This window comes from Gaetbulibacter sp. NE (assembly GCF_025548475.1).
Classification (GTDB): Bacteria; Bacteroidota; Bacteroidia; order Flavobacteriales; family Flavobacteriaceae; genus Gaetbulibacter_B; species Gaetbulibacter_B jejuensis.
Genome location: NZ_JAOQHY010000002.1, coordinates 96,741 through 117,032 on the forward strand (window position 1 = coordinate 96,741; position 20,292 = coordinate 117,032).

At 32.6% G+C, this 20,292-nt stretch carries 21 protein-coding genes; 14 read left to right on the forward strand and 7 right to left on the reverse strand.

Translation table 11 applies throughout. The features are described from left to right. Positions 1 to 24: 24 nt before the first annotated feature. On the reverse strand, positions 25 to 1,089 hold the full coding sequence (locus tag OD803_RS05095; RefSeq protein ID WP_262732592.1) for a branched-chain amino acid aminotransferase: 1,065 nt from the start codon (positions 1,087 to 1,089) through the stop codon (positions 25 to 27). A 270-nt stretch (positions 1,090 to 1,359) separates the two neighbouring features. On the opposite strand from OD803_RS05095, the gene OD803_RS05100 reads away from it, so the two are divergent. The 4 genes from OD803_RS05100 (at position 1,360) to OD803_RS05115 (ending at position 3,959) form a co-directional block, all read left to right on the forward strand. Further along, positions 1,360 to 1,863: a DUF4920 domain-containing protein gene (locus OD803_RS05100; RefSeq protein WP_129761604.1), complete on the forward strand. Its 504-nt coding sequence runs from the start codon at positions 1,360 to 1,362 to the stop codon at positions 1,861 to 1,863. Further along, a complete protein-coding gene (locus tag OD803_RS05105; protein ID WP_129761605.1) occupies positions 1,864 to 2,301 on the forward strand; it encodes a hypothetical protein in 438 nt (145 codons plus the stop codon). Between the two features lie 2 nt (positions 2,302 to 2,303). Then, on the forward strand, positions 2,304 to 2,972 hold the full coding sequence (gene mnmD, locus OD803_RS05110) for a tRNA (5-methylaminomethyl-2-thiouridine)(34)-methyltransferase MnmD (RefSeq protein ID WP_262732593.1): 669 nt from the start codon (positions 2,304 to 2,306) through the stop codon (positions 2,970 to 2,972). 81 nt (positions 2,973 to 3,053) lie between these two features. Continuing rightward, positions 3,054 to 3,959, forward strand: coding sequence for a TIGR01777 family oxidoreductase (locus OD803_RS05115; RefSeq protein ID WP_262732594.1), 906 nt, complete (start codon positions 3,054 to 3,056; stop codon positions 3,957 to 3,959). Between the two features lie 59 nt (positions 3,960 to 4,018). Here OD803_RS05115 and OD803_RS05120 read toward each other — a convergent pair whose 3' ends face one another. Continuing rightward, positions 4,019 to 4,663, reverse strand: coding sequence for a YceI family protein (locus OD803_RS05120; RefSeq protein ID WP_262732595.1), 645 nt, complete (start codon positions 4,661 to 4,663; stop codon positions 4,019 to 4,021). 158 nt (positions 4,664 to 4,821) lie between these two features. Between OD803_RS05120 and OD803_RS05125 the strand changes: the two genes are divergently transcribed. The 10 genes from OD803_RS05125 to OD803_RS05170 all read left to right on the forward strand — a co-directional run bounded on the left by OD803_RS05125 (position 4,822) and on the right by OD803_RS05170 (position 14,736). Beyond that, positions 4,822 to 5,361: a nucleotide exchange factor GrpE gene (locus OD803_RS05125; RefSeq protein ID WP_262732596.1), complete on the forward strand. Its 540-nt coding sequence runs from the start codon at positions 4,822 to 4,824 to the stop codon at positions 5,359 to 5,361. Between the two features lie 5 nt (positions 5,362 to 5,366). Further along, the gene (dnaJ, locus tag OD803_RS05130) at positions 5,367 to 6,491 is read left to right on the forward strand and encodes a molecular chaperone DnaJ (protein WP_129761610.1); all 1,125 of its coding nucleotides are present in this window, start codon (positions 5,367 to 5,369) and stop codon (positions 6,489 to 6,491) included. A gap of 223 nt (positions 6,492 to 6,714) precedes the next feature. Further along, a complete protein-coding gene (locus OD803_RS05135) occupies positions 6,715 to 7,641 on the forward strand; it encodes an ABC transporter ATP-binding protein (protein ID WP_131507812.1) in 927 nt (308 codons plus the stop codon). Between the two features lie 2 nt (positions 7,642 to 7,643). Then, positions 7,644 to 8,957 carry an ABC transporter permease gene (locus OD803_RS05140; RefSeq protein WP_262732597.1) on the forward strand — a complete coding sequence of 438 codons (1,314 nt, stop codon included), beginning with the start codon at positions 7,644 to 7,646 and terminating at the stop codon, positions 8,955 to 8,957. A gap of 4 nt (positions 8,958 to 8,961) precedes the next feature. Beyond that, positions 8,962 to 9,795, forward strand: coding sequence for a mechanosensitive ion channel family protein (locus OD803_RS05145; RefSeq protein WP_131507808.1), 834 nt, complete (start codon positions 8,962 to 8,964; stop codon positions 9,793 to 9,795). A gap of 3 nt (positions 9,796 to 9,798) precedes the next feature. Then, positions 9,799 to 10,962, forward strand: coding sequence for a sigma-54-dependent transcriptional regulator (locus OD803_RS05150; protein ID WP_262732598.1), 1,164 nt, complete (start codon positions 9,799 to 9,801; stop codon positions 10,960 to 10,962). 11 nt (positions 10,963 to 10,973) lie between these two features. After that, positions 10,974 to 11,855 carry a PPK2 family polyphosphate kinase gene (locus OD803_RS05155; protein ID WP_131507806.1) on the forward strand — a complete coding sequence of 294 codons (882 nt, stop codon included), beginning with the start codon at positions 10,974 to 10,976 and terminating at the stop codon, positions 11,853 to 11,855. A gap of 72 nt (positions 11,856 to 11,927) precedes the next feature. Then, positions 11,928 to 13,331 carry a M20/M25/M40 family metallo-hydrolase gene (locus OD803_RS05160; protein WP_262732599.1) on the forward strand — a complete coding sequence of 468 codons (1,404 nt, stop codon included), beginning with the start codon at positions 11,928 to 11,930 and terminating at the stop codon, positions 13,329 to 13,331. A gap of 88 nt (positions 13,332 to 13,419) precedes the next feature. Then, on the forward strand, positions 13,420 to 14,154 hold the full coding sequence (locus OD803_RS05165) for a hypothetical protein (RefSeq protein ID WP_262732600.1): 735 nt from the start codon (positions 13,420 to 13,422) through the stop codon (positions 14,152 to 14,154). A gap of 12 nt (positions 14,155 to 14,166) precedes the next feature. Beyond that, a complete protein-coding gene (locus OD803_RS05170) occupies positions 14,167 to 14,736 on the forward strand; it encodes a DinB family protein (protein WP_262732601.1) in 570 nt (189 codons plus the stop codon). Here the strand turns inward: OD803_RS05170 and OD803_RS05175 are convergent. The 5 genes from OD803_RS05175 to OD803_RS05195 all read right to left on the reverse strand — a co-directional run bounded on the left by OD803_RS05175 (position 14,733) and on the right by OD803_RS05195 (position 20,292). Beyond that, a complete protein-coding gene (locus tag OD803_RS05175) occupies positions 14,733 to 15,146 on the reverse strand; it encodes a response regulator (RefSeq protein WP_262732602.1) in 414 nt (137 codons plus the stop codon). The two genes, OD803_RS05170 and OD803_RS05175, sit on opposite strands and share 4 nt — an antisense overlap. Then, on the reverse strand, positions 15,133 to 16,620 hold the full coding sequence (locus tag OD803_RS05180) for a PAS domain-containing sensor histidine kinase (protein WP_262732603.1): 1,488 nt from the start codon (positions 16,618 to 16,620) through the stop codon (positions 15,133 to 15,135). The genes OD803_RS05175 and OD803_RS05180 overlap by 14 nt, the downstream gene beginning before the upstream one ends. A 134-nt stretch (positions 16,621 to 16,754) precedes the next feature. Continuing rightward, positions 16,755 to 18,059 (reverse strand): APC family permease, encoded by a 1,305-nt coding sequence (locus OD803_RS05185; protein ID WP_262732604.1) that lies wholly within the window; start codon positions 18,057 to 18,059, stop codon positions 16,755 to 16,757. Then, positions 18,056 to 19,300: a DUF418 domain-containing protein gene (locus OD803_RS05190; protein ID WP_262732605.1), complete on the reverse strand. Its 1,245-nt coding sequence runs from the start codon at positions 19,298 to 19,300 to the stop codon at positions 18,056 to 18,058. Before OD803_RS05190 ends, OD803_RS05185 begins: the two co-directional genes overlap by 4 nt. 20 nt (positions 19,301 to 19,320) lie before the next feature. Continuing rightward, positions 19,321 to 20,292: a hypothetical protein gene (locus OD803_RS05195; protein ID WP_129761620.1), complete on the reverse strand. Its 972-nt coding sequence runs from the start codon at positions 20,290 to 20,292 to the stop codon at positions 19,321 to 19,323.

Genomic DNA, 20,292 nt, shown 5'->3' on the forward strand with positions numbered 1-20,292 from the left:
GAAGCAATGTTGCTTCTCTTTTTTTTAAACCTTAACTCTCCAACCAAAAGGGTCGTCAGTTCTGTTATATTGTATGTCTGTAATTCGTTTTTTCAATAATGAAGCGTAGCTGTTTTCTAATTCTGGTAGGTCGTAATCAGTTCCTTTATATCCAAAAGCAGCTATTGGAGATACAACAGCAGCAGTACCAGAGCCAAACATTTCTTTAAGTGATCCATTTTTGGCAGCTTCAACAACTTCGTTCACCGATATTTTTTTGACTTCAACATTTATACCTTCGGCTTCTGCAATTTCAATAATACTCTTACGAGTAATCCCATCTAAAATTCTATCGCTAGTAGGTGCAGTCATTAATGTGTCGTTAATTCTAACAAAAATATTCATTGCGCCAGCTTCTTCAATATATTCGTGAGTGTTATCGTCAGTCCAAATAACTTGATTATATCCTTTTTGAATTGCTAACTGTGTTGGGTAAAATTGACCTGCATAGTTACCACCAGCTTTAGCATATCCTACACCACCATTAGCTGAGCGCGAGTATTTTTCTTCAATAGCCACTTTAACTTTACCAGAAAAATAAGCGCCAGAAGGTGCAGTTGCGATAATAAACTTATACGCATTGGCAGGCGACGCATGAAAACCATTTCCAGAAGCAAAAATAAAAGGTCTTATGTATAAAGAACCTCCAGAGTTTGTAGGAATCCAATTGCTATCCAGTTTTAAAAGTGCTTTTAAGCCTTCCATAAAATACGCTTCTGGTAATTCAGGGATTGCCAAGCGTTTTGCTGAAATATTTAAACGCTTGCAATTGTCCATTGGGCGAAATAACCACACGTCTTCATTAGTGTCTTTATAGGCTTTCATGCCTTCAAAAATAGACTGTCCGTAATGAAATATTTTAGCAGAAGGGTCTAAAGTAATAGGTTGGTAAGGCACAATTGTAGGAGTTTCCCAAGCGCCATTTTTATAATCGCAAACCAACATATGATCTGAAAACACACTACCAAATGCTAAATTGTTAAAATCTACATCACTTATCTTGCTTTTTTCACACTTAGTTACAGGGATATTGTTGATTATATTTTCCATGGATATGTTTTGAGTATATTTTGCAAAATTATGAAAATATAATGGTATTTAATTTAGTATTGGATTAAGAACTCGTTTAAACTTTTTCAATTGGCTAAAAAAGTATTGATTTTTATACACTTTTGATTTTATAAAAGTGATTGTGTTTTTAACTTTTATAAGTGATTATTACGTAATACTCTTTGTATTATACTTTAAATTAAAAAGTTTAGAAACATTCTAACAAAAAAAACAAGTATCTTAGTGGCGTTATTAAAATTTATTAAAATTATGAGAAAAATAGCTGCCCTTTTGGTTGTGTTAGTTGCTTTTGCAGCGTGTAAAAGTGAAAAGAAAGAACCTGCAAATGATACTGTAAAAGAAGAAGTGACTTATGCTTCTTTTGGAAAAGAAATAGTTGCTGATGATGCCGTTGCTGCTAAATCTATGGCAAAACATTATAAAGACATGAGTGTAGGAGATAGTATTCCTTCTAAAATGATTGCTACTGTTGAAGAAGTATGTCAAGCTAAAGGTTGTTGGATGAAATTAAAACTAGAAGATGATAGCCAAGTTATGGTGAAGTTTAAAGACTATGCTTTTTTTGTGCCTAAAAATATTGCTGGTAAAGAAGTAATCATAAACGGACAAGCTTTTGTTACTGAAACTTCAGTAGATCAATTACGCCATATTGCTGAAGATGGAGGAAAAACAACTGAAGAAATTGAAGCAATAACTGAGCCTAAAAAAGAATATGCTTTTTTAGCTGATGGTGTATTGTTAAAAGAAGAGTAAATGAGACTATTTGCTTGCATAGCTTTGACTTTTGTGCTTTTTGGGTGTGGTGAGTCTGATAAAAAAGAAACCACTGAGCAAAAAGAGGAGATTGTGTATGATATGTACGAACCGTCTGAAATGGCTATCCTCATGAATCAAATGTATGAACATAACATGAAGGTTAAGCAAGATATTTTGGAAGGTAAAACACCAACACAATTTCCAATGGATTTTCTTAAAATCCATTCTGCTGAAATGACCAAAGCATCTGATAGAAATGAAACTTTTGAAAGCTTTTCAAAGTTGTTTATAGCAACAGAAAAGGAAATATTCAATGACGAATCTACAGTAGATATCAAAGAAAGGTTTAACAACGCTGTAAACTTGTGTGTGGCATGTCACCAAACCAGTTGTACAGGTCCAATACCTAGAATAAAAAAGTTGCTTATCAACTAGTTTTGAAGCGAAAAATTATTACCACAGCAGACGGTTCTAAAACCATTCAAATTGAAGATTGGAACGAACAATACCATTCTGTTCATGGTGCTATACAAGAGGCTATGCATGTTTTTATACTGCATGGTCTTTTTTGTTTTTTAGATAGCCATAAACCAATTTCTATCCTTGAAATAGGTTTTGGTACAGGACTAAATGCATTTATTACACTTTTAGAAAGTGAAAAAAGCAACCTTCATATCAATTACACAGGAGTAGAGGCTTATCCTGTAACACAAGAAGAAGTTGATGCTCTAAATTATACCGAACAGTTAAAAACTAACAACACTTTATTCTCTAAACTACACCAATACGATTGGGAAGTTCTACACCATATTACGCCTAAATTCTCATTAACCAAACAGCAGAAGTTTTTTAAAGAAATTGATGCTGTAGCAGAATATGATCTCATATACTTTGATGCTTTTGGAGCAAGAGTGCAACCAGAACTTTGGACAGAGGGTATTTTTGAATTAATGTATAAGGCATTAAAAACCAAAGGTGTATTAGTTACCTATTCCGCAAAAGGAAGTGTAAGACGCGCAATGCAAGCTGTAGGGTTTAGTGTTGAAAAACTTCCTGGACCACCAGGAAAACGAGAAATGCTCAGAGCAACTAAGTTAGAAGTTTAAAGTTTAGTTAAATCTGTTAAACCTTAATTAAATACCAAGTCTAAGGGTAAACTATTTCGTAATTTTATTAAAAAATTGTAAATGAGAGTCTTAATTACAGGCGCAACAGGTTTGATAGGAAAAGCAATAGTGAAGCAATGCCATAAAAAAGGTATTGAAGTTCATTATTTAACAACTTCTAAAAATAAAATAAGTACAGCAAGTAACTATAAAGGATTTTATTGGAATCCTAAAAACAATGAAATTGATAGTGAGTGTTTTGTGGATGTAGATGCTATAATTAATTTAGCAGGAGCCTCAATTTCTAAACGTTGGACACCAAGCTACAAACAACAAATTTTAGACAGTAGAATTCAGTCCTTAGAGTTGTTGAAATCAACCCTTGCAAATGAAAATATCAGTGTAAAACAAATTATTTCGGCAAGTGCTATTGGTGTCTATCCTGATTCTTTAACCAATTATTATGAAGAAACTTTTGATGAGGTTTCGCCAACATTCTTAGGAAAGGTGGTCAATGCTTGGGAAGATAAAGTAGATGCTTTTAAAGCGTTAAACATAAAAGTAACCAAAGTTAGAATAGGCTTGGTTTTAGATGCTAAGGAAGGTGCGTTACCAGAAATGGTTAAACCTGTAACGTTTGGAGCTGGAGCAGCTTTTGGCGAAGGCACACAATGGCAATCTTGGATTCATGTAAAGGATTTGGCTAGACTTTTTGTGTATACATTTACCGAAGAACTTGAAGGCGTTTATAATGGCGTAGCTCCAAACCCTGTTACCAATAATGAGTTGATTAAAGCTATTGCAAAACAAAAAAAGAGACCTTTGTTATTACCTAATATTCCAAAATCCATTATGAAACTTTTATTAGGAGAGATGCATATACTGCTTTTTGAAAGTCAAAGAGTGAGTAGTAAGAAAATAGAAGGTGAAGGATTCCATTTTAAGCATCATCATTTACAGCCAACACTTGAAGATTTATTAAAATAGAACATATAAAAAAAAGCCACTCCCAAAAGAGTGGCTTCAAATTTTATATTGAAAATTAATTAAGACTTGTTAGCCTTAACAGTAATTTTTAATTCAATATCATCGTTGATGAACTTATCACCTAAGTTGTCAAAGAACGATTTTGAACCGTATTTTACGTCCCATTTAGAACGGTCAATAGTAAATGTTTCACTAGTGATAGTAACAGAATCTCCACTTTCAGTAACCGTTACAGGAATAGTAATGTTATTAGTTTTCTCTTTTAACTTTAAGTTTCCAGATAAGTTTCCGTTTTCAAAACCAGTTACTTCAAAACCAGCAGAAGGGTATTTTTCTACGTCAAAGAAATCAGCATTTTTTAAATGACCAACTAATTTACCGTTCATTTCTTCCTCAGCAGGAATATCAGTAACAGTAATAGAATTCATGTCAATTAAAAACGTACCACTTTCAATAGCTCCATCTTTTACAGTAACTACACCGCTTTCAACAGCAATAGTTCCGTCATGGCTTCCTGTAGGTTTGTAACCTTTCCAAGTTATAGTTGAAGCATCAGTATCCACTGAGTATTTAGTTGCTTCTGCCGTAGTTTCAGCTACTGTTTCAGCATCTGTAGTTTCAGCTTCTTTAGCCTTATCTTTACAACCAACAACTGCAAGTCCTAAAAACGCTACGAATAAAATATTTAAAAAATTAGTTTTCATATAAAGTTTAAGTTTTTGTGTTAAAGAACAAATTTAACTATTTAAAAAGACACTTTTGTTAAAAAAGCGTAAAAAAATATTTAGTGACATTTTGACATTTTAATAATAATGGCAGTACTTTTGCCAACTATTATTCGAAGAATAAAGCGCACTTAACAATGAGTAAAAAAGATAAAAGCGAACAAGCTGAAAAAGAACAAATACAAGAAGAAGTAACTACTGATACAGCTCAGGTAGAAGAACTTAGCATAGAAGAAAAACTAAATGAAGATTTAGCAAAAGAAAAAGACAAGTTTATGCGTCTTTTTGCTGAATTTGAAAACTACAAAAAGCGTACTGCCAAAGAGCGTCTAGATTTATTTAAAACAGCAAGTCAGGATGTAATGTTGGCAATGTTGCCAGTTTTAGACGATTTTGAAAGAGCTTTAACGCATATTGAAGAAGATAAGGAAGCAGAAGATTTAAGAAAAGGCGTATTGCTCATCTATCAAAAGCTATTAAAAACCCTAGAGCAAAAGGGGTTGAGCGCTATTGTAGTAGAACAAGGAGATATGTTTAATGCAGATGACCATGAAGCTATTACCCAAATTTCTGCTCCAAGCGACGATTTAAAAGGAAAAATTATAGACGTTGTTGAAAAAGGATATAAGCTAGGAGATAAGGTAATACGTTTTCCTAAAGTGGTTATTGGACAATAAAAGATATGGCAAAAAGAGATTATTACGAAGTATTAGGAGTCAGTAAACAGGCTACTGCAGCAGAAATAAAAAAGGCTTACCGTAAAATGGCATTAAAATACCATCCTGATAAAAATCCGGATGATAAAGATGCTGAAGCTAAATTTAAAGAAGCAGCCGAAGCTTATGAAGTTTTAAGTAACGCTGACAAGAAAGCACGTTATGACCAATTTGGTCACCAAGCATTTGAAGGCGCAGGAGGCTTTGGTGGTGGAGGTATGAATATGGATGACATATTCAGTCAGTTTGGTGATATTTTTGGAGGTGCTTTTGGTGGAGGTGGTTTCTCTGGTTTTGGTGGCGGATTTGGTGGAGGTCAAAGACGCGTTAAAGGAAGTAACTTAAGAATTAGAGTGACTTTAACACTAGAAGAGATTGCTAATGGTGTTGAGAAAAAAATTAAAGTAAAGCGTAAAATTCAAGCACCAGGAACAACCTATAAAACTTGTGGTACTTGTAATGGAACAGGTCAGGTTACCAGAATAACCAATACCATTTTAGGTAGAATGCAAACCTCTGCACCATGTCAAACCTGTGGAGGAGCTGGTCAAACTATTGATAAAAAACCTGCTGATGCTGATGCACAAGGTTTAAAAGTTGCAGAAGAAACCGTTTCAGTAAAAATTCCTGCTGGTGTGGTAGATGGTATGCAGCTTAAAGTTACTGGAAAAGGTAACGATGCTCCAGGTAATGGTATCTCTGGTGATTTGTTGGTTGCTATACAAGAAGAAGAACACCCAACCTTAAAACGTGAAGGTGACAATTTACATTACGATTTATATGTAAGTCTTCCTGATGCGGTTTTAGGAACCTCTACTGAGATTGATACCGTTACTGGTAAAGTAAGAATAAAAATAGAAGCTGGTGTTCAATCAGGTAAAATCCTTCGCTTACGCGGAAAAGGAATACCAAGTATTAACGGTTATGGTAAAGGGGATTTGCTAGTTCATGTGAATGTATGGACTCCAAAAACGCTTAATAAACAGCAAAAAGAATTTTTTGAAAACATGAGAGAAGATGAACACTTTGCTCCAAAACCAGAAAGCAGTGACAAGTCATTTTTTGAAAAAGTTAAAGATATGTTTTCTTAAAAAACTCTTAATTTAATAAAAAACACTATATTTGAATATCACTAATTAACTTTAGTGGTAATTTTTCTTTTTCATAGCAATTTTTTCCCATCCTTAATTTTTTAAGGGTGGGTTTTGTTTTTTTAGACACAATTGTTGATATTTAAATGCCTATAAAAAGGCTACTTGTGTAACATTTAATATCTTTACGCAACAAATAAATATATTTCACAAAACAACATATATGAGCAATTTATTAGTGGCTAATTCTGTTTCTAAAAGTTTTGGAAACTTTAAAGCACTAAACAATGTCTCCATTTCTGTACCTACAGGAAGTATATTTGGTCTTCTTGGACCTAATGGAGCAGGGAAAACAACACTTATTAGAATTATCAATCAAATTACAATGCCAGATGAAGGTAGCGTAATGTTAGATGGAGATGCATTACAACCTCACCATATTCAGGATATTGGTTATTTACCTGAAGAACGTGGACTATACAAATCCATGAAGGTCGGTGAGCAAGCATTATACTTGGCACAACTGAAAGGATTATCAAAATCTGTTGCTAAAGAGCGTCTAAAATACTGGTTTGATAAATTAGATATTGGTGATTGGTGGAATAAAAAAATACAAGAACTCAGTAAAGGACAAGCTCAAAAAATTCAGTTTATTGTCACAGTTTTGCATCAACCTAAACTGTTGATTTTTGATGAACCATTTTCAGGCTTTGACCCTATAAACGCCAACTTGATTAAAGACGAGATTTTGCAATTGAGAGATGAAGGAGCAACTGTTATCTTCTCAACACATCGAATGGAATCGGTTGAAGAGTTGTGCGACCACATTGCGTTAATACACGAGTCTAATAAAATATTGGATGGTAAATTAACAGATATTAAGCGTCAGTTTAAAACCAATACTTTTGAAGTTGGACTTCAAACCGATAACATTGATGAGGTGACTAAATTAATAAAAGATAAGTTTGAAGTGTTTCCAGCTACGTTTAAAAATCTTAATGACGATTTAAAGCTGAACATTAAACTGAACACAAACGACACCTCTAACGATCTACTATCGTTTTTAACATCTAAAGCAGAAGTTCACCACTTTGTTGAAGTTGTGCCAAGTGCTAATGATATTTTTATTCAAACTGTAAAAAATAATTAAGAATGAATCATTTATCACTTATAATAAAAAGAGAATACCTTACAAAAGTTAAGAATAAATCATTCATAATCATGACAATTTTAAGTCCGTTGATTATGATTGCTCTTATTGCTGTGGTGGCTTATTTGACTCAGCTTAACAATAATAAAGAACGTACTATTGCCATTTTGGACGAGTCAGGATTGGTAAGCGATATTTTTAAAGATACAGAACATACCACTTACAAAGTTTTAACTAATACTACTCTTGAAGCCGCTAAGGAAGACGTAAAAACTAATGAAACTTATGGTTTATTGTACATCACCAAAAGTGCAGATACCACTCAGTTTTATAACAATGTTACGTTTTACTCAGAAGACACACCATCTTTAACTGTAATATCTTCTTTAGAAAATAAACTCGAAAAGAAATTTCAGGATATAAAATTGGAAAGAGATGGAGTAGACTTAGAGAAGATAAAATCTTCAAAAACAAGTGTTGATATTTCGCAGGAAAGCTTTTCAGGAGAAACCACTTCAAAAATTGATAATGTATTAAAATTAGCTTTTGGTGGTGTAGCTGGTTACTTACTGTTCATGTTTATCATTATTTATGGAAACATGATTATGAGAAGTGTCATCGAAGAAAAAACCAGTAGAATAATTGAAGTCATCATTTCTTCAGTAAAGCCTATTCAGCTTATGATGGGTAAGATTATTGGAACATCCTTAGCAGGAATTACTCAATTTGTAATTTGGGTGATTTTAGGAGGTTTAATGATGCTTATTGTGTCTACAATTTTCGGAATTGATTTTAGTGAGATGCAATCCTCTCAACAACAGCTAATGCAACAAGCTATGGAGAGTCCTGAGCTTGAGTCGCAACTAAAACTTGCTTTTGCAGCATTTCAAAACTTACCAATAGCTAACCTTATACTTGCATTCATCTTTTTCTTTGTTGGAGGCTATTTACTGTACAGTTCTCTATATGCAGCCATTGGAGCAGCAGTAGATAACGAAACAGATACACAACAGTTTATGATGCCTATTTTAATGCCTTTAATTTTGGCAGTATATGTTGGTGTATTCACAGTAATTGAAGATCCACACGGAACCGTTTCAACAGTATTCTCATTTATTCCGTTAACCTCTCCTGTGGTTATGCTTATGCGTATTCCTTTTGGAGTACCAATTTGGCAACAACTGTTGTCATTGGCATTATTAATTGGTACATTTATGTTTACGGTTTGGTTTGCAGCAAAAATTTACAGAGTAGGTATTTTAATGTATGGTAAAAAACCAAGCTACAAAGAGCTTTATAAATGGTTGAAATACTAATTGCATGAAAGATTTTTTAAAAGCTTTAAAAGAATCTTACAAGATTACTGATAATATCTCCATAAGCATCATGGATGTTATTATATTGGTTGTAGTCTTAGTTATTGCAAGTGTAATATTAAGACTTATTCGTAAGCTAATTACTAGAAACCTACCGTATTCTGACAAGCAAAAATTTAAAGTAGTTTTTTCCTACGGAAGATGGTTTATATATGTTGTAATAATGCTAATAACGCTGCACACTTTAGGTGTAAATGTTACTGGTATTTTTGCAGCATCTGCAGCACTTTTAATTGGTATTGGTCTTGCGCTACAAACCCTGTTTCAAGATATTATTTCAGGTGTTTTTATACTTATAGATCAAACAGTACACGTTGGAGACATTATTGAAATAGATGGAAAAGTAGGACGTGTTGAAGAAATTAAATTAAGAACAACTCGAGCAGTAACTATAGATAATAAAGTGTTAATTATTCCTAATCACTTATACTTAACCAATACTTTATACAATTGGACTCAAAATGGAACTATAACTAGAGATAGTGTGTCAGTTGGTGTTGCTTATGGGAGTGATGTACAGTTGGTTAAAAAGCTGTTGTTACAAGCTGCAAATTCGCATCCTGATACTTTAAGCGAACCAGAAACAGCTGTTGTTTTTACCGATTTTGGAGACAGTTCACTTAACTTTAAAGTGGTTTTTACGCTTAATGATAGTTTTAAAGGACAATTTCCGAGAAGCGATATTCGTTTTGAAATTGACCGATTATTTAGAGAGCATAATATATCTATACCATTTCCGCAAAGAGATATTCACATTATATCAAAACCTAAAGAATAAAATATGCCTAAAATATTAATTATAGAAGACGAAGCAGCTATTAGAAGAGTATTGGTTAAAATACTTTCAGAAGAAAATGATACTTATGAGGTTTTTGAAGCTGAAGATGGTCTTGTTGGAATTGAAAAGATTAAAAAAGACGATTTTGACCTAGTACTTTGCGATATAAAAATGCCAAAAATGGATGGTGTTGAGGTTTTAGAAGCTGTTAAAAAGTTAAAACCTGAAACTCCTATGGTTATGATTTCTGGTCATGGAGATCTTGATACTGCTGTAAATACAATGCGACTTGGTGCGTTTGATTATATTTCAAAACCACCAGATCTTAATAGGTTGCTGAATACTGTTCGTATTGCTTTAGATAGAAAAGAACTTGTGGTTGAGAACACTAGGCTTAAAAAGAAAGTGAGCAAAAACTATGAGATGATAGGTGAGAGTAAGGCGATTCTTCATATTAAAGAAATGATAGAAAAAGTGTCTGCTACAGATGCTCGTGTACTTATTACTGGACCAAACGGAACAGGAAAAGAGCTCGTAGCGCATTGGTTACATCAAAAGAGTTATCGTTCTAAAGGTCCTTTAATTGAGGTAAACTGTGCTGCAATTCCGTCAGAACTTATCGAGAGTGAATTATTTGGCCATGTAAAAGGTGCGTTTACTAGTGCTGTTAAAGACAGAGCAGGTAAGTTTGAAGCAGCTAATGGAGGTACTATTTTTCTTGATGAAATTGGTGATATGAGTTTGTCTGCTCAAGCTAAAGTTCTTAGAGCATTACAGGAAAATAAAATTCAGCGTGTAGGTAACGATAAAGACATAAAAGTAGATGTAAGAGTTGTTGCTGCAACTAACAAAGACTTGAAAAAGGAAATCGCTGACGGAAAGTTTAGAGAAGATTTGTATCATAGGTTAGCGGTAATATTAATTCAAGTGCCAGCCTTAAATGATAGGAGAGAAGACATTCCGTTATTGGTAGATTTCTTTGCCAATAAAATAGCAACAGAACAAGGTTCGACCAAAAAAGAGTTCTCTGATAAGGCTATAAAACTGTTACAAGAATATGATTGGACAGGTAACATTAGAGAGTTAAGAAACGTAGTAGAACGTTTAATTATCCTTGGAGAAAAAATAGTGAGCGAAAATGACGTGAAGTTGTTTGCTTCAAAATAAAACCTAACCGTATGAAAAAGAACATTGATATCAACGATTTTAAGGTAACGCAAAACATTTCTTTAAAAAATGTAAGTACTACCTATGACCTTGAAGCAGATAAAGATAAGATTGAAGATGAAATGGAAGAGGTGTGCGAAGATCTTGCTGATATTCAAAATGCAATGTATGCACATGGTAAATATGCTGTTTTAATTTGTATTCAAGGTATGGATACAGCAGGAAAAGACAGTATGATACGCGAGGTTTTTAAGGAGTTAAACGCAAGAGGTGTTGTGGTGCATAGCTTTAAAGTTCCAACCGAATTAGAGCTAAAACACGATTACCTTTGGAGACATTACATTGCTTTACCTGCTCGTGGAAAATTTGGAGTTTTTAATCGTACGCATTACGAAAATGTATTGGTAACAAGAGTGCATCCTAATTATATTTTAAATGAAAACTTGCCTGATGTTCATTCGGTAGAGGATGTCAACGAAGCCTTTTGGGATAAACGTTTTGAGCAAATCAATAATTTTGAAAAGCACATTGCTGATAACGGAACCATTATCTTCAAATTCTTTTTACACCTTTCAAAAGAAGAACAGAAAAACCGATTACTTCGTAGGTTGGAAAAACAAGAAAAAAACTGGAAATTTTCTCCAGGCGATTTAAAAGAGCGCAAACTTTGGGACAACTACCAAGAGTGCTATGAAGATGCTATTAATAGAACGTCTAAAGCACATGCGCCTTGGTACACCATTCCTGCTGATGATAAACCTACAGCACGTTATATTGTAGCCAAAATTTTATACAATACACTGAAGCAGTATGACGATATCAAGGAGCCTGAATTAGATGATGACGTAAAAGAAAACCTTCATATTTACAAACAGCAATTAGAAAATGAATAAGTTTTTAAGTTTTCTTTTAGAGTTTAATGTCATTTAAAACTTATCTTTAGCTTTTTAAAACATTAACCATCTATGAGAAACATTTTATTTCTACTCAGTATTCTTGTATCCATTTCAGTAACTGCACAAGAAGATGCTGATAACATTAAAAAAATATACTCAACATCATTAACCAACGGAAAAAGCTACGAATGGTTAGACCATTTATCCAACCAAATTGGAGGTCGACTTTCAGGTTCTTTAAATGCTGAAAAAGCAGTTGAATATACTAAAGAAGAACTAGAAAAATTAGGTTTAGACAAAGTATGGTTGCAACCAGTTATGGTACCAAGATGGGTAAGAGGAGCACCTGAGTTTGCATATATTGAAACCTCTCCAGGAAAGACTACCAGTGTAAATATTTGTGCCTTAGGAGGCTCGATAGCAACTCCAAGTGGAGGCATAAAAGCTAATGTAGTTGAGGTTAAAAGTTTGGATGAATTAGAGGCTCTAGGTAAAGAAAAAATAGAAGGTAAGATTGTATTTTTTAATAGACCAATGCAAGCCGACTTAATCAATACTTTTGAAGCTTATGGAGGTTGTGTAGACCAAAGATATGCTGGAGCAAGAGAAGCAGGAAAGTTTGGAGCTGTTGGTGTAATTGTACGTTCAGTTAATTTAAGGTTAGACGATTATCCGCATACAGGAAGCATGAGTTATGGCGATTTACCTAACTCACAACGTATTCCTTCAGCAGCAATAAGCACTAACGATGCTGAGTTGCTAAGTAATATGCTAGGTTTAAATAAAGATATTAAGTTTTACTTCAGTCAGCATTGTCAACAATTAAAAGATGTGCAGTCTTATAATGTTATTGGAGAAATTACAGGGAGTGAATTTCCTAACGAATATATTATTGTTGGTGGTCATTTAGATTCATGGGATTTAGGTGATGGTTCGCACGACGATGGAGCAGGTTGTGTACAATCTATGGATGTGTTACGACTGTTAAAAGAAAGTGGTATAAAACCAAAGCGTAGTATTCGTGTGGTGTTGTTTATGAATGAAGAAAACGGACTTAGAGGAGGACGAAAATATGCTGAAGTTGCAAAGGCAAAAGGCGAGAAGCACGTTTTTGCTTTAGAAAGTGATTCGGGTGGATTTACACCTAGAGGATTTACTTTTGATTGCAGTGATGCGGTTTATAATAAAGTTTTAGGTTGGAAAGAACTCTTTAAACCCTACTTAATTCATTATTTTGAAAAAGGAGGAAGTGGAGCAGATATTGGACCTTTAAAGGATGATAATATTGTATTAGCTGGTTTAAGACCAGATTCTCAACGTTATTTTGATCACCATCATGCAGCTAATGATACTTTTGAGCATGTTAATAAAAGAGAGCTAGAACTTGGTGCTGCAACAATGACTGCTTTGGTATATTTGTTTGATAAATATGGTACTGAAACAATTACAGATAAAACTGAGTTGAAAGATTAATAGCTTATAAATGTTTTTAAAACTCTGAATTTAAGACGAGTAAGAGTAAAAATTTTATATATTTATTATATGTATAAAATCAACCACTATGAAACTCGTGCTATTTTCACTAGGTTTATCTTTAATCATAACCACTATTGGAATTTTCTTTGATGAAGATAAAAAGTCAAACGACACAACTCCCGATGAAGAAGGGAAAAAATCAAAGTTCATTTTTAATAAAAGTAGTTTAACAACTAAAAATATTCTTTTGTTTGCAGTTAATGTTGCTGCATTGGTTGTGTCCTACATAATGATACAAACTGAAGCAAATGAGAATGATGATTTAAAGAAAAACATTAGTCAGTCCAAATCACTTTTAAATGAAGCAAATGAAAAATTAAACAATCAACAAGCTCAAATATTTTCTGGTTTTGAAAAGCTTAAAAAGCAATTGGATAGACAAGGTAGTAAAACAAATGCTATTAGTAATTCAATATCTGAATTGACCGAAAACATAGAAGCCTACTCTTCATCATCTAAAAATCTAATGAGTTCGCTTAATCGGTCACTTACAATTAAAGATGTTGGAACTAAAGCAAAATTAATTCCAGAGTTTTCTATTCCTGTTGGTGAAAAATCGGCTTTAACTATTGATGGTAAAAACCAAATAGCAGTTTATAGTGAGACTAGTAGATATTCTTATTTTATACTAAATGGTAAAAGACAGAAGCTATATCCTGCTCAAGAAATACCATTTACTGATGAAAATGGTATTGAACAAATCTTGGTTTATCATGGCGTAATAAATGAAAAACATAATTTTACAATAAAATCAAAGTAACCTTTTAAATCAATGAAAAAGATAAGCATTACTGCACTTTTAATTTTTGTATCTATAAATGTGAAAGCACAAGATAATTTACCTTATTACGAAATCCCTGAATATTCAGATACTTACACAGCAGGAACTTTAGCCGCAAGAATGATAGATGGTTTAGGGTTTAGGTTTTATTGGGCTACAGATGGATTGACAGAAGAGGATTTAAGTTATAAACCTATTGGTGGCTCACGCTCTACAGGAGAAACCGTTGATCATGTTTTAACACTTTCTTATGTGATTTTAAGTGCAGCTTTACATCAACCATATGATAAAAAAGACACCTCACAATTAAGTTTTGAAGAAAAACGTAAACAAACATTAATCAATTTAAAAACAGCTGCTGATATTTTAAGAGCTAGTGATGATGTATCAAAATTTGTTATTGTTTTTGGAGAAAGAGAAAATCCTTTTTGGAATGCTATTAATGGCCCAATTGCCGATGCAATATGGCATTCAGGACAAATAGCATCTTATAGAAGAACTTCAGGAAATCCAATAAATTCTGATATTAATCATTTTACAGGTACTGTGAAAAGTAATTAGTTTACTAAGGCTGTAATTTCACTAGCTATATGTTTTATTTTTTCGCGAGTAATAGGTTTAATAATGTAGTTTGAAACGTTTTGGTACTCGTTAGCTTTTTGAATATCGTTAGGATCAATTGAGGAACTAACAATAAAAATGATAATTTTCTTTTTGGTTTTGTGTTTTACAAACTCATCAAGAAACTGCCATCCATCCATAATAGGCATATTCAAATCCAGTAAAATAAGTTCAGGAAGTTCTTCTTCATTATTAGCATCCATTAATGGCGTTAAATGATTTATGGCATCTTCTCCGTTAGGAAATACTAAAATGTTTTGACAGATTTTTTCCTTATCGAACATCTTTTTTGTTGTAAAAACAAAAATAGGATCGTCGTCTATTATGTATAGGGTGTTAATTGATTTCATGTTTTAAATGTAGTAAAAATGTTGTACCAATACCTACTTCACTTTCAACTTCTATTTTTCCACCTATAGCTTCTACCTGATTTTTGGTTATAAATAACCCAAGACCTCTAGAATCTTTGTGTTTGTGAAAGGTTTTGTACATCCCAAATAATTTTTTTCTGTGTCTATTTAAATCGATACCCATTCCATTGTCTTCAATTTTTAAAATAAGATATTGGTTATCGTCAGTAAAACTAGTACTAATATTAATTTTTGGAGCAACATCAGGCTTTTTATATTTTATACTATTACTGATAAAATTTAAAAGAATACTGTCTAAATAAGCAGGTACAGTATCAATGATAAGATGTTTTGGTACATTATTGATTATGCTTCCATCATTTTCTAAGATGTGTGCTTTTAAGCTTTCTTTTGTTTTGTTTATGGCTTCATAAAGATTGGTTGGTGTTAAATCTTCATGCAGTTTTGTGTTTAAAATAGCAACTTGGTTAAGGTTTTCTACCGTTTCACTTAAATTATTAACTGCAGTGTCAACTAGAGGAAAATAGCTATTATCAGTAGCTTCAGGTTCTTCGTGTTTCATCAAATCTAGTAACATTTCTAAGTTACCAGAATGTGAACGCAAATTATGCGAAACTATGTGAGCAAAGTTTAATAATCTTGAATTTTGGTCTTTAGTGATTTCTAAAAGGGTGTTAACTTTTTTCTGAGATTCTTTTCGTTTAGTAATATCATTTATTTGAGCGACTAGGTGAAGAGGTGTGTCATCTTCATTACTAACTAAAGATACATTAAGACTAGCCCAAATTATACTTCCATTTTTATGAAGATATCTTTTTTCTATTTGAAAATTTGAGATTTCATTACTTAATAGTTTTGCAAATTTTTTATCTCCTAAAGTAGTGTCTTCTTTGTGAGTTATATCTTTAAAATTAAAAGTTTTAAACTCATCAGTAGTATAACCTAGCATGTTTCTTAAGCTTTGGTTTACCCTAATGAATTTACCCTCTAAACTTACAATAGCCATTCCAATGGAGGCACTGTCAAAAGTTTTTCTAAACTGTTGTTCTCTTAGTGCAACCTTTTTTTGAGTTTTATTTTTCTCAGTAATGTCTTGAAATAGTCCTTGAACTTTTACGCATTTTTCATTCTCTAATACAGGAAAACCAATAGCGCGAACCCATTTTTCTCGACCTTTAGCACTTACAAGTTCTAATTCTACGTCATAAGGTTCTCCTTGCTCAATACACCTATTGAAATAGTAAGTTATTTTATCTCTAGAGTAGCCTTCTTTGTAAAAATCTAGTGCTTTTTCAAGTTCTATATTATAGGATTTTCCAACATCATGAATTTCTCTAGTTATATCACTCCATTGAATTTCATAAGGTTCTAGTAATACTTGCCATGTACCAATTTTTGCAGCTTTCTGAATAAAATCGAGAACTTGCTGAGAGTCGTTTACATTGAATTGCATATATAGCTATTAGTTTTAAGGTATTATTGGGATAATTCAAATATACAATTTGAAATGAAATTTGCAATTATACCGTTACTAATAACTTAATGGTTTTGATTACTTAACAATGTTTGAGTATGCTTCTTAAACATTTAATCGGTCTTTTTACGTTTAATAAATCTTATAACAAAGAAAATAGCAGTTAGTAAACCTATAAAAACAGCTGTAGCTATCATTTCTTTATGAGAAAGATTAGATAAGAAATATATAATAATGCCAATTGATAGAATTGGAACAGTTAGTCCACCAGGAATTTTAAATTCACCAGCCTCAGATTTTTTAGTTTTCCTAAGTTTTATAACTGAAAGTGCTACACCCAAGTAAAGTAAAAGAATAGAGCTAGTAGCAATAATTACAAGTTGTTCAAAACTTCCTGTAGATGCAAATAAAAACACCAAAAAACCATGTACAATAATTGCAATGTATGGTGTAGCAAATTTAGGGTGGATTTTAGCTAGTGGTTTTATAGGAATAACTTTATCTCTAGCTAAAGCATACATTACTCTTGGTGAGTTTAGCAAGTCGCCACTAACCATACCAAACATTGAAACAGCGGCTCCAATGGTAAGTAAAACATAACCAAATGTTCCCATTGATATTTTTGCGGTTTCAGCTAGAGGTGTTGCTTTGTGGTTTATTAAATCAGTTCCAAGAACACCTTGCGACACCGTTTGAATAAGAATATATAATACTACTACAGAGCCTATGCTGAAAAAAATTGAACGAGGTATTGTGCGTTTAGGATTCTTAATTTCTCCACCAACAATTAACCCAGTTTCACAACCTAAAAAAGCAAAAAAGAGAATTAATGAGGATTCACCAAGTTGACCTAAGGTAGGTAATGTCTCAATATGCAAATTAGACACTGATATGTTTTTAAACCCTAAAACCACTAAAACAATTAAAGGAATAACTTTTAAAAGTGTGTTGATTTTCACCAAACCAATACCTTGTTTTATACCTCTTACATTAATTGTAACCAGTAATACATACACTATAAGTAACGAAAGTACTCTGTAAGAAGTTAATTCAAACAAAGGGTTGAATGTTGCTATAATATTTAATAGCGCATTAGCTACTGCTGCAGATGCAAGTATATTACTACCTGAAGCAAAAATACCTGCAAGAAAACCTGCATAATCACCAAAAGCGGTTTCAATGTAAGTGTATGGACCTCCAGTATTATTTACTTTACTTCCTGCTTCAGCAAAGCAGAGTACTATTAATGCAATAAGAATTCCACAAAAAATGTAAGAAAAAATACTTGCTGAACCCATAATGCCAGCAATTACAGCAGGAAGAGCAAAAATTCCAGCTCCAATCATAATGTTCATTATATTGGCAGATAACCCAAAAACACCAATGGAGCGTTTTAATCCTTCATCTTTTTTTATCATCTTTTAAGTGTTAGTTTTTTACCATAAGTTAATTGTCTCCAAATCCATTCCATTGGGCCAAATTTAAAATAGTTAAGCCATAGTTTGCTGAGAATAACTTGAAGAACAAAAATAGTTAAGGCAATTAGCATCACAATAGTAAAACCATATTTTCCAGTTTGATTGAATCCAAAACCGTAAAAAATAATTATTGAAATAATGGTTTGTGTGAGGTAGCATGTTAATGCCATTTTTCCAACAGGCTTAAACCAGTTTAAAAAACTTACTTTTCTTTTGCATAGTAAAGCAATTCCTGCAGCAAAAGCCATAGCTAATGGTACAGTGCCAAAGGCATAAGTTAGTATATGTAAGATTTCTAGTGACACATTTTTTACGCTAAAAAATTCTATATAACCTCTTATGAAGTTCATTGGTAAACCTAGTAGAATTCCAATAAGTAAGCTCTTCCTTAAAAATGGAATATTGTTTAATAAATTTTCATTTAAAATTTTTCTTCCAGCCCAAATGCCTAATAAGAAAATACCAAAAACTTTAAAAATGCGACCTTCTTCTAAAATCATACCTATCCTAATAAATGCATTTCCTAAACTCATTTTAAAAAAATCAGGAAGGTTTGTGTTGGTTAAAAAAGCTACAATGTTAGGTTGTAAGTGGCCATTCATTTCTATAACTGGCATTCCAAAATGTTGATATATATTTGTACTTAGTTGAAAGTAAGTTCCAGGATAAAATATTCCAGTAAAGTATATAAATGCCCAATTTACAATAGGGGCTAAAATTAAGATTATGGCAGTAACTAAAAGTGTTTTATTTGATTTTTTAATAAACCAAATCAAGAAAAAGCCCAAAAGCGCATAGAGTGTTAAAATATCACCAGGCCATAAAAGAAACAAGTGTATTAATCCAAACACTAAGAGCCAAAACATACGTCTCCTAAAAAAACGAGCAAATGCCTTGTTGTGTGAAGTGACATTGTTAAACTGGATAGTACAACCTATGCCAAAAAGTAATGAGAAAATAGAATAGAATTTTCCATCTACAAGCACATACATTATATAGTTGAAAATTTCATCGGTAGCCCAATTTATTTCTCTTAAGTTGCTATCTGCATTGACAAACCAAAGTCCAGAAAAAAACGGAATATTTGCAGTGAAAATAAACATAATAGCGATGCCTCTTAGAATATCTAAATATTCTATGCGATTATTTTTTACAACAGGGTTAATGGTTTGGTTTTGCATAAGGTTGGTTTTTTAAATTTTTAATTAAGAAGAGAGTATTTTATTAAAAGATTATCATCTTTCCGCCATCGAATCCAACCAGTTCCCAGGGTTTTATAATTATTATCTTGTAATTCAACATACAACCATTCATTTTGAATTTTTATAGGTCGCATAAAGCTATATGGTATAGTTACTGTTTCGGCATGCTCTAAAGGTTTTATATATACTTTATAGGCAGAAGGTTCTCGAAACTCAACACTATGAACACCCAATAAAAACTCTGGCCAATATTGAAGTTTTCCAGCGTATCTGTCTACAAAAGCAGTTTGGTTGATTCTAGTATTTACAACTACTTCAATAAAATCATGTGATATGGATTTTACTTTGAAATACAGCATGTCATAATCCAGTTTCAAATGCTCTGGCATTAACCAAGAAGGAGCAGTTGCTATATCAAAACCTCCATATTCTCGTTGTTTAAATGTTATGCTATCAACAGGTATATGTTCTTGAACAGATTTCCTATGAGTTAAATTTCCATAGAAATAGAGCGTTTTGTGCTCATAAAAGTTAGGAGAGAACATACCTAAACCCATTTCATTTTTAAGTTGTTTTTCAACGTTTGTGCGTGTTAACATCGCCATAGGTTTAGCATCTAAAGTTGGAGTAGTAGGTTGTTCCTTTTTAGGGAGCTCATCTTTTAATTTCTCTTGTTGTCGTTTTTGGTATTTTAGTGTGAAATATGTAAATGAGGCAATAACAATGAGCGTTAAAAAAATATTGATTTTAATGATTAGATTTCGTTTAGATTTTATAGCTGTAAGTATTGATAAGAGTAACCCAATAAAGGCTCCAATAACACCATAACCCAATACAATTGCACCACCAGCTAGCATTTGTCCTTTACCAGCTTCGGTAATACCTGCATAAATTATCCCTAAAAAGAAAAAGGCAATTATTGATAAAAAATACATTAATAAGCTATAAGGTTTAACCGCTTGATGTGCCAT